This window comes from Candidatus Hartigia pinicola, from assembly GCA_020541205.1.
Lineage (GTDB): Bacteria > Pseudomonadota > Gammaproteobacteria > Enterobacterales > Enterobacteriaceae > Hartigia > Hartigia pinicola.
On record CP048208.1, the window covers coordinates 146,917 to 157,212 of the forward strand.

General features: G+C 29.6%; 6 protein-coding genes. All 6 read left to right on the forward strand.

Annotated features, from left to right (window positions below; genetic code table 11):
• Positions 1–411: 411 nt before the first annotated feature.
• The 6 genes from GFV14_RS00355 to ppiD all read left to right on the forward strand — a co-directional run bounded on the left by GFV14_RS00355 (position 412) and on the right by ppiD (position 9,980).
• The gene (locus tag GFV14_RS00355) at positions 412–756 is read left to right on the forward strand and encodes a BolA/IbaG family iron-sulfur metabolism protein (RefSeq protein ID WP_457914376.1); all 345 of its coding nucleotides are present in this window, start codon (positions 412–414) and stop codon (positions 754–756) included.
• A 2,073-nt stretch (positions 757–2,829) separates the two neighbouring features.
• Positions 2,830–3,450 carry an ATP-dependent Clp endopeptidase proteolytic subunit ClpP gene (gene clpP, locus GFV14_RS00360; RefSeq protein WP_457914377.1) on the forward strand — a complete coding sequence of 207 codons (621 nt, stop codon included), beginning with the start codon at positions 2,830–2,832 and terminating at the stop codon, positions 3,448–3,450.
• Positions 3,451–3,566: 116 nt separating this feature from the next.
• Positions 3,567–4,838 (forward strand): ATP-dependent protease ATP-binding subunit ClpX, encoded by a 1,272-nt coding sequence (gene clpX / locus GFV14_RS00365; protein ID WP_457914378.1) that lies wholly within the window; start codon positions 3,567–3,569, stop codon positions 4,836–4,838.
• Between the two features lie 219 nt (positions 4,839–5,057).
• Positions 5,058–7,457, forward strand: a complete 2,400-nt coding sequence (gene lon, locus GFV14_RS00370) for an endopeptidase La (protein WP_457914379.1) — start codon at positions 5,058–5,060, stop codon at positions 7,455–7,457.
• A gap of 334 nt (positions 7,458–7,791) precedes the next feature.
• A complete protein-coding gene (locus tag GFV14_RS00375; protein ID WP_457914380.1) occupies positions 7,792–7,929 on the forward strand; it encodes an HU family DNA-binding protein in 138 nt (45 codons plus the stop codon).
• A gap of 182 nt (positions 7,930–8,111) precedes the next feature.
• On the forward strand, positions 8,112–9,980 hold the full coding sequence (gene ppiD, locus GFV14_RS00380; RefSeq protein WP_457914381.1) for a peptidylprolyl isomerase: 1,869 nt from the start codon (positions 8,112–8,114) through the stop codon (positions 9,978–9,980).
• Positions 9,981–10,296: the final 316 nt, after the last annotated feature.

Here is a 10,296-nt window from a genome sequence, read left to right on the forward strand (position 1 = left end):
TTTGTACATGATAATATAAAACACAAAGGTGATTACATTTTAAAAAGATTGTAATCAGATTATGATATGATTTTACTGAATATGTTCTATATTTAGTATATCTTGATATTGTAATGTTATAATATATTTTATGTATTTAATAATTTCGTTTATTTGTTAATCATGATGAGCTATACAATAACATAATACCACATTAATCATTATAACTAATTTTTATTTTATAATATAAAATTGTACGTAGAGTATATATGTTGACTGTTTTTAACTGTTTAGGCAATATTTTTATTGAAGAAAAATTTTATGAAGTAAATTTTTTACATCATAAAATATGATTATTTATTATGTATTATAAAAATATAAAAATATAAAAATATAAAAATTTGTAAAATTAAAAAAGAATTAAGGAGTTTTATGTTTGCTACTGCATCTCAGAACATGCAATACTGCATTAAACAAAAACTTTATACAGTTTATTCGCCTATTTATCTTGAAGTTATTAATGAAAGTTATCAGCATAATGTAGCGCCTCATTCAGAAAGTCATTTTAAAGTAATTGTAATCAGTGAAAAATTTGAAAAGAAAAGTATGATAAATCGTCATCGTGAAATTTATACCATTTTAGCGAATGAATTAACGAAAGGAGCTATTTATGCATTAGCTCTTCACACATACACTCTTTTGGAGTGGGAAAAAGTCATTAATAAGACATTGCATTCTCCTGAATGCTGTAGTAATAAGGCATATGTAGCTGATTAAAGTATTGATGGTTTTGTTGTGATGATGATATTATAATTAATTTTTCTGAATATTTTTTATTTTTTTAATGAATTATTTTTAGTAATAAAATGTTAAAATTAAGAGAAATTATCATTTTTATTAACTGTGTTAATTTAAATCTTCGGTATGTAATATAATTTTCATTTAATGTATTGAAAGTCTTGGTGATACTATACAAATACTAAGGGATAAAGATTATGCATATAAGTAACATCACTTGATATTGAAAGAAATAGCACTAGAGCTATATAATAGTATAGATTATAAGTGATGAATGGCTAATTTTCTTTAAAGAAAGAGGATATCATTTATGTTGCAAGTCATTGATGTCTGAAATAGGTTATCATGATAACTACTCTTTTCTTACTATTAATCAATGAGATACACGAAAAAGTGTATTGAGTTATCTTTGTAAAAGAAAAATCAATTAATATGGTTTCAATAATGTTTTGGAGCATATATTACAAAAACACTACACCACGTAATATACATAATTATTAGTAAAAATTAATATTTCTAATATATTGAATTATAAGTTGGTAATTTTCGAAGGTGCTTAAAATTGTATTTACTTTATTGAATCTCAATATATGTTATGTTTTATGATTTAATTAAAATATGCATAAATTCTTTGTAGTTGAGGTATTACTGTTTATAGTGAAAGATAAGACTTTAGCCAATAAATTTAGATTTGTTGCATAAATAAAGAAAGAATCGTGAATAGTGACGTCTGAATCAGATTAAAAAAAATGAATCCATCATTATTAAGTGTACTTTGTATTGACAAGGAATACTTTAAACATATAAAAAAAATTTTTATTATCCATTTGAAAAATCTTATTGTTTTTAACTTTTCACGTGCTATTTCTAATGATAGAATAAGCTTGATAAGTTAATATTTCAGTCAAATTTTAAAATAATATTTTTAAATACATTAAAAGATATAGTTTGGAAATTTTCATTTTTTTGTAAAAATAAATAGTATGAACCGTTAAAGTGAATAAAAAAACTTAGTCAGCGTTTTAGTTCAATCGTACTAATGAAGTGATCAACAATAACATATACAAATTATAGAATATGGAATATGAACTAAAATCGATACTTAATTATATAAAGTTGAAATTTTTAACGGTCTGATTAAAATTAATAAAATTAAATTTCTGGTTGTATTTGGATATGTAGTAATATCGAGGTTGTGTATTATCAAGAAAGTGCTTATTGAGCGTTCACAAACAGAGAATAATAAAGTTTCTAAGAAAATTATTTAAATAATAAGCTAAATTTTATGTCGTTAGGAATCTTCTATTCAAAAAAGTAATTCATATAATATTCTTCAAAAAGTGAAGAACGTCTCAAAATGTTATTTGAAGAATCAATCTGCTAATTAATAAAAATATATTAAAATAATGTAATGTTATAAAATAATTACATCATACATGATGTATGACAACTTAGTCTCTTATAAAGAATAACCTCTAAAAAAAAGTGTTCATTTATCTAGAGTGACTAAAAACTAATTACACTGAGTTAATAAAAATACAACAGTCCTAAAAAAAAGACAGTTTTTTCTTGAATCATAGTAATCATACTCTGAGTATAGATATATTATATTAATATGTTTTTTACACTTCCAATTTTATCTATGTTAATACAACTTAGTTGCATGTATATGTATTTATTTTATATATTTTACATAAAAAGTTTGCTGTTATCGATTTATTTATATGCATTATTTAAAGCATATCTTATTTGTGATTATTTAAGTGAACATCGCTTGATCTGATATTACAAATCTATAATTATAGAGATTTATGTTAAACTGTTTTATAACGCTTTGATATATTGTTTTATTATTTATATCCTTTGCGTTGATCTTTAGAAGAATGCTTCAATTCACTCAATAGAAATTTTAAAATAAGAAAATAGTCAAGTAGGTAAAGATAAAAAATTAAAAATATATATTCATGTATGCCATGAGCTTTATTTACAATTAGGATAGACAGTAAAACAAAATGACACGTAAGCATTAGACATGTTTTATAGGAGATTTTGATGCTATATTCTGGCGGTCAGACAAATCTAGAATTAAATCTAGCATTAGTGCCAATGGTAATTGAACGAACTTCTCGTGGTGAACGTGCATATGATATTTATTCACGTTTGTTAAAAGAACACATTATTTTTCTAACTGGTCAGATTGAAGATCACATGGCAAATTTAGTTATTGCTCAAATGCTTTTTTTAGAAGCAGAAAATCCAGAGAAAGATATCCAGCTTTATATCAACGCTCCTGGCGGAGTAATTACTGCAGGTATGTCTATTTATGATACTATGCAATTTATTAAACCTAATGTCAGTACAATCTGTATGGGGCAAGCTTGTTCTATGGGTGCGTTTTTGCTGGCTTCAGGCACAAGAGGTAAACGTTTTTGCTTACCTAATTCTCGTGTTATGATTCATCAACCTTTAGGTGGTTATCACGGTCAAGCAACAGATATTAAAATTCACGCTCAAGAAATTTTAAAAGTAAAATCACGCATGAATGAATTAATGGCGCATCATACAGGTAAATCTATCAAAGAAATTAATCGTGATACTGAGCGTGATTATTTCTTATCGTCAAATGAAGCTAAAGAATATGGTTTAGTAGATCATATTTATACTACTCGTTAAATTGGTTAGTATATTGATACTATATAGTTTAATTCATAATAAAATTTTATTGTTTTGTTTATATTAAATAATAATTAAAATAAACAAGGCAAGATACTTATAAGTGAGGTTAACTGATGACAGAGAATCGCAAAGAAGGGGTAAATAAATTGTTGCATTGCTCCTTCTGCGGGAAAAGTCAGCATGAAGTTCGTAAGTTGATTGCCGGTCCGTCAGTTTATATCTGTGATGAATGCGTTGACTTATGTCTCGATATTGTCCGTGATGAAATCAAGGAGCTACCTTCTCATCGAGAGCATAGTGTAGTACCCACGCCTCATGATATTCGAGATCATCTTGATGATTATGTTATTAGTCAAGAAAAAGCTAAGAAAGTTTTAGCTGTTGCTGTATATAATCATTATAAACGTTTACGTAATACTGATGCAAAAAAAACAAGTGAATGTATTGAGATTGGAAAAAGTAATATTTTATTAATCGGTCCAACAGGTAGTGGAAAAACATTACTTGCTGAAACGCTTGCACGTTGTTTAAATGTACCATTTACTATAGCGGATGCAACAACTTTAACAGAAGCAGGTTATGTAGGTGAAGATGTTGAAAATATTATTCAGAAACTGCTACAAAAATGTGATTACGATATTGAGAAAGTTCAATGTGGCATTATTTACATCGATGAAATTGACAAAATTTCTCGTAAATCAGATAATCCATCAATAACTCGTGATGTTTCAGGGGAAGGCGTACAACAGGCCTTGCTGAAATTAATTGAAGGAACGGTTGCTTCTATCCCGCCACAAGGCGGTCGTAAGCATCCACAACAAGAGTTCTTGCAGGTTGATACTTCAAAAATTTTGTTTATTTGTGGTGGGACTTTTTCGGGACTGCACAAGGTTATTGGTCAACGTTTAAATACACGATCAGGTATAGGGTTTGCCGCTGAAATTAAGGGTGCATCAGAAACCGTAACTGAAAGTTCATTATTAGCAAAGGTAGAACCTGGAGATTTAATTAAATTTGGTTTAATTCCTGAGTTTATAGGTCGTTTACCTATTATTGCAACGCTGACTGAGTTAAGCGAAGAAGTATTAATGCAGATTTTGAAAGAACCGAAAAATGCATTAACTAAACAGTATCAAGCACTATTTAGTCTTGAAGGCGCTGAATTAGAGTTTCATGAGGATGCATTAAAAGCGATTGTAAAAAAAGCTATGGCACGTAAAACTGGTGCTAGAGGTTTACGATCTATAGTAGAAAGTGCATTATTAAATACAATGTATGATCTTCCATCGATAGATAATGTAGAAAAAGTAGTGATTGATGAAAATGTCATTTATGAACAATCTGATCCAGTACTGATCTATAAAAAATTTAATGTTCATACCTAAGATAATAATTAATTCTTAAGGTTTAGCACCTACATAAGTTTTAATACAACATGAGGGGTATCTCTCATGTTGTATTTTTATGTTTAAGTATCCATCGAATGCTGAAAATTTTCCTACATAGTTTTCATTCTAAGTGTAGTTTCTTTGTTCTTAAAATAAAGATTTTAAGTAAGAGTTAAAACGATTAAACTAGCGACAGCTAAACAAAGAGAGAGCATTATGAATCCTGAACATTTTGGACGCATTGAAATACCTGTATTGCCTCTGCGAGATGTAGTGGTATATCCACATATGGTCGTTCCACTTTTTGTTGGACGTGAAAAATCTATTCATAGTCTAGAAGCAGCAATGGAACATGACAAGAAAGTTTTTTTAGTGGCGCAAAAAGAAGCATCGACTGATGAACCTGGTGTTAATGACTTATTTTCTGTTGGTACTGTTTCCTCTGTTATTCAAATGCTTAAGCTTCCTGATGGAACAGTAAAAGTATTAGTAGAAGGATTTAGAAGAGCACGAATTATTAGCTTAACAGATAATGGGGATTATTTCTTAGCGCAAGCGGAATACTTAGCATTAGAATCTACAAAAATTATATCAGAAACTCATGAAACAGAAGTAGCTCCAGGATTTTTAGATGAAAAAGAACAAGAAGTACTATATCGTACTATTGTCAGCCAGTTTGAAAGTTATATTAAACTAAATAAGAAAATCTCACCTGAAGTTTTGACATCATTGCATTCTATTGAGCAGTATCAGCTAGATAATCTAGCTGATACAATCGCTTCTCATATGCCACTAAAACTAACAGATAAACAGCGTGTGTTAGAAATGACAAACATTTCTGAACGTGTTGAATTTTTAATGGCAATGATGGAATCAGAAACTGAATTATTACAAGTTGAAAAACGTATTCGTCATCGTGTTAAAAAGCAGATGGAAAAAAGCCAACGTGAGTACTATTTGAATGAACAGATGAAAGCTATTCAAAAAGAACTTGGTGAGATGGATGACTTGCCGGATGAGCATGAATCGTTAAAACGTAAAATTGCAGAATCAAAAATGCCAAAAGAAGCTCATGAAAAAGCAGAAGCTGAATTACAGAAGTTGAAAATGATGTCATCAATGTCAGCTGAAGCAACTGTTGTGCGTGGTTATATAGACTGGATGGTTCAAGTACCCTGGAATACTCGAAGTAAAGTTAAAAAGAATTTAATAAAAGCACAAGAAGTTCTTGATATAGACCATTATGGCTTAGAGCGTGTCAAAGAGCGTATTTTAGAGTATTTAGCTGTTCAAAGCAGAGTTAGTAAAATTAAAGGGCCAATCTTATGTTTGCTTGGACCTCCTGGGGTAGGTAAGACCTCACTTGGTCAGTCTATTGCAAAAGCAACAGGCCGAAAGTATACTAGGATGGCTTTGGGTGGTGTCCGTGATGAAGCTGAAATTCGTGGTCACCGACGTACATATATTGGCTCCATGCCCGGAAAACTTATCCAGAAGATTGCAAAAGTTGGTGTTAAAAATCCACTGTTTCTTTTAGATGAGATAGATAAAATGTCTTCTGATATGAGAGGAGATCCAGCATCCGCTTTTCTTGAAGTGTTAGATCCAGAGCAAAATATTGCATTTAATGATCATTACCTCGAAGTCGATTACGACCTTTCTGATGTTATGTTTGTAGCAACATCGAACTCAATGAATATCCCAGCAGCTCTACTAGATCGTATGGAAGTTATTCGTCTTTCTGGTTATACGGAAGATGAAAAGCTGAATATTGCACAACAGCATTTACTTTCGAAGCAAATTCAGCGCAATGCTTTAAAAGAAGGTGAGCTAACAATTGATGATAGCGCATTAATTAGCATTATTCGTTACTATACTCGTGAAGCTGGGGTACGTGGTCTTGAGCGTGAAATTTCAAAATTGTGTCGTAAAGCAGTTAAATCTTTATTGATAGATAAAAAACTTAAACATATAGAAATTAATGCGGATAATTTAAAAAAATTTTTAGGGGTGCGTAAGTTTGATTATGGTCAAGCTAATACTGAAAGTCGTGTCGGTCAAGTTACAGGTCTTGCATGGACTGAAGTAGGTGGTGATTTATTAACTATCGAAACTGCTGGTGTACCAGGTAAAGGTAAATTAACTTATACTGGTTCTCTTGGTGAAGTTATGCAAGAATCTATTCAGGCTGCATTGACTGTTGTACGAGCTCGTGCAGAAATATTAGGCATTAATAGTGATTTTTATGAAAAACGCGATATCCATGTTCATGTTCCTGAAGGTGCAACACCAAAAGATGGTCCAAGCGCAGGGATTGCAATGTCAACAGCTTTGGTTTCCTGTTTAACAGGTAACCCTGTTAGATCAGATATAGCAATGACAGGTGAAATTACACTGAGAGGTTTGGTGTTACCTATTGGTGGTTTGAAAGAAAAACTATTAGCTGCTCATCGCGGTGGTATTAAAACAGTATTAATTCCATTTGAAAACAAACGCGATTTAGAAGAAATTCCAGAAGATATTATTACTAATTTGCAAATTCATCCAGTAAAAACAATTGAAGAAGTACTTTCCATAGCTTTACAAAACCCACCTTTTGATATGATAGTTGAGTAAATAAGTCCAAAGAGCATGCTGAATTAAAAAATTGCATAAATATAATACTAGCAGTTACTTTATAAGTTGTTAGTTCTTTATAGTTAATTTCAAAATGATATTAATGGTATTTTAGATATATTCTGTTTTTTATCATGAGAATGAAGAATTAATATCATGATTTCATCATTAATTAGTTTCATAACTGAATTAAGATTATTATCAAAATAATATGGAGATTATAAAAGTGAATAAATCTTAATTGATTAATCTAATAGCGTCAGAAGTAAATATTTCTAAAGTTACAGATGACGTGTTATTGATGTATGTATTTCTTCCGTAAAAAATTCACTAAGTGAAGGTAAATTCGTTTGGATTCAGTGTTTTTATAGTTCGTGAACGTGCTGCTCGTATAGGACGTAATCTAGAAATAGGTGAAAAAATTTTAATTTCTTTGGCAACAATTTCTTTTTTCGTTCAGGAAAAAGTTTAAAAGATGTGGTTAATCGTTAACTCAGTCTTATTTTTAGTTTTTTCACAAAGATTATACTGACTCAATATTTTTAGTAGCTAATATATAAAGGTGCGCATCATAAATATGGTGCGCTTTTCATTAGAAGTAATATTCTAGTATTATTAGAATGCATGCAATAAAAACAGAGAAAGGCTTTTTTTATGATAGGTAATTTATGTACAAAGTCGAAAAGTTATTTTAACATATTTATACTGGTTATTACTATCTTTCCATTCGTTCTGACAGGTATTGCAAGTTATATTATCAGCGGTTCAAGCAATGATGCCGCACAAGTCAATGGACAGACAATTAGTCGGAGCCAATTAGAACAAGCTTTTTCTCAGGAATGCCAATCTTTAAAAGAATATTTGGGTGATAAGTTTTTAGAATTTTCTGAAAATAAGAATAATATGACGTTATTACGTCGTCAAGTATTAGATAAACTAATTAATAGTGAGTTAATTAATCAGTATGCTTATGACTTGCGTTTGTTTGTGAGTGATGAAGAGATAGAAAAAGTCATTTTTTCAATGCCTATCTTTCAGAAAGATCAACATTTTAATTCTAATAAGTATCGTCAAAGATTAAAGCAGTATAATATCAACGCAGCTAATCTCGCAGAACAAGTACGCAATTATTTAGTACGTGAACAATTATCTCAATTATTTACGAAAAGTGATTTTTCTTTACCTTCTGAGCTAAAAGCTTATACTGAATTATTCTTACAAAAACGAGAAATTCGTACTGCAACATTTTTTTTAGAAGATGTTCAAGCTAAACAAGTAGTGACAGAAGAAGATGTAAAAGCTTACTATATTGCTAATCATCGCCACTTTATGTCTCCTGAAAAAGTGCGAGTTAGTTACATTGACATAAATATTAATGCTCTTCCAGAAGTAATAGTGACTGATGAAGAACTAAAGGTTTATTATAAAAATCATCAGAAAAACTATACTACAGTGGAGAAAAAATCTTATAGAATGATTCAAGTATCTTCTAAAGAAGAAGCCAAAGAAATTTCTAATAAATTAAAAAATGGTGCTGATTTTAGAAAATTAGCAACTCAAAAATCAACTGATAAATTTAGTGCCGCTCATGAAGGATTGATTGGTTGGATAGAAGATGAATCAATATTTTCTGAAATCTCTATTGCTAACCTTTCAGAAAAAGGACAGCTGTCAAAGCCGATTAAATTTGGTTCAAATTTTATTATTTTTCGTTTAGATGATATCAAACCAGCTAGTATCAAATCTTTTGATTCTGTGAAAAATAGTATAAAAAACATTTTATCTGAAGAGAAAAAAAATAATCAATTCTATAAATTACAGGAAAATATTAGTAATGAAATAACACATAATAATAAAGATTTAGTTTTTATTGAAAAGGCTTTTGGTTTACAAGTTATTACCACAGATTGGTTTGATAAAAACACACCACCAATTGCATTGAATTTTCAAAAAGTATTAAATGAAATTTTTAGTGAACGTTTAATTAACCAATATGGTTCAACTGGCATTAATTCTGATGTAATAAATGTTGAAGGTAATCGTGCATTTGTTGTTCGTGTAGTTGCATTCAAACCAGCACAGCAGGAATCATTAGAAATAGTTAAATCTAAAGTTGAAAGATTAATTAAACGCCAGAAAGCAATATTAGCATTAAAGTTGCAAGGAAAAAAAATAGTTGAAGCATTAAAAGAAGATCCTGATAAGAAGATGTTAAATACTACTGATGTTCAATTTTCATCACCTGAAATTGTTTCTCGTCTTGCACCTCAAACATTTGTTATTTCAGCTGCAATGGGTATGAAAACACCTCAAGTGGGTCAACCTACTTATATGACAATAATGGATGAAAGAGATAACTTGGTTATTATTCAGCTTGATAGAGTTATTCCAGGAAAAGCGTCTGGAAAAGAGTTAATTAAATTAACTAGAAAGTATCAAGAGATAATAAATACATCAATTAATGAAGCAATGCTATTAACTTTGCGTAATAATGCAAAGATTAAAGTATTTAGACTGGAGTAGTAGATTAACAAGCATTTTATAATGCATATGATAACAATTAGTTTATTAAAATCACTTTTGTATGGTCGTCTTTTTTTTGTTTATAGACAGTTTGTCAGTTATCAATTTAGTGATATGATAAATACATTTATAAAGGATCATTATTATTACATAAATAATAATAAAATAAATTAGGTTTGATAGTGTATAAATTGTTTTCGTAATATCTTATTCTGCATTAAAGATTTTAGTTCATGTACCAAAATAATATAAGTGTAACATTGCTGTTTAATGAAATTAAGGTTCATTGATTTAGTTTCAACAAGAAGTGTTCTAA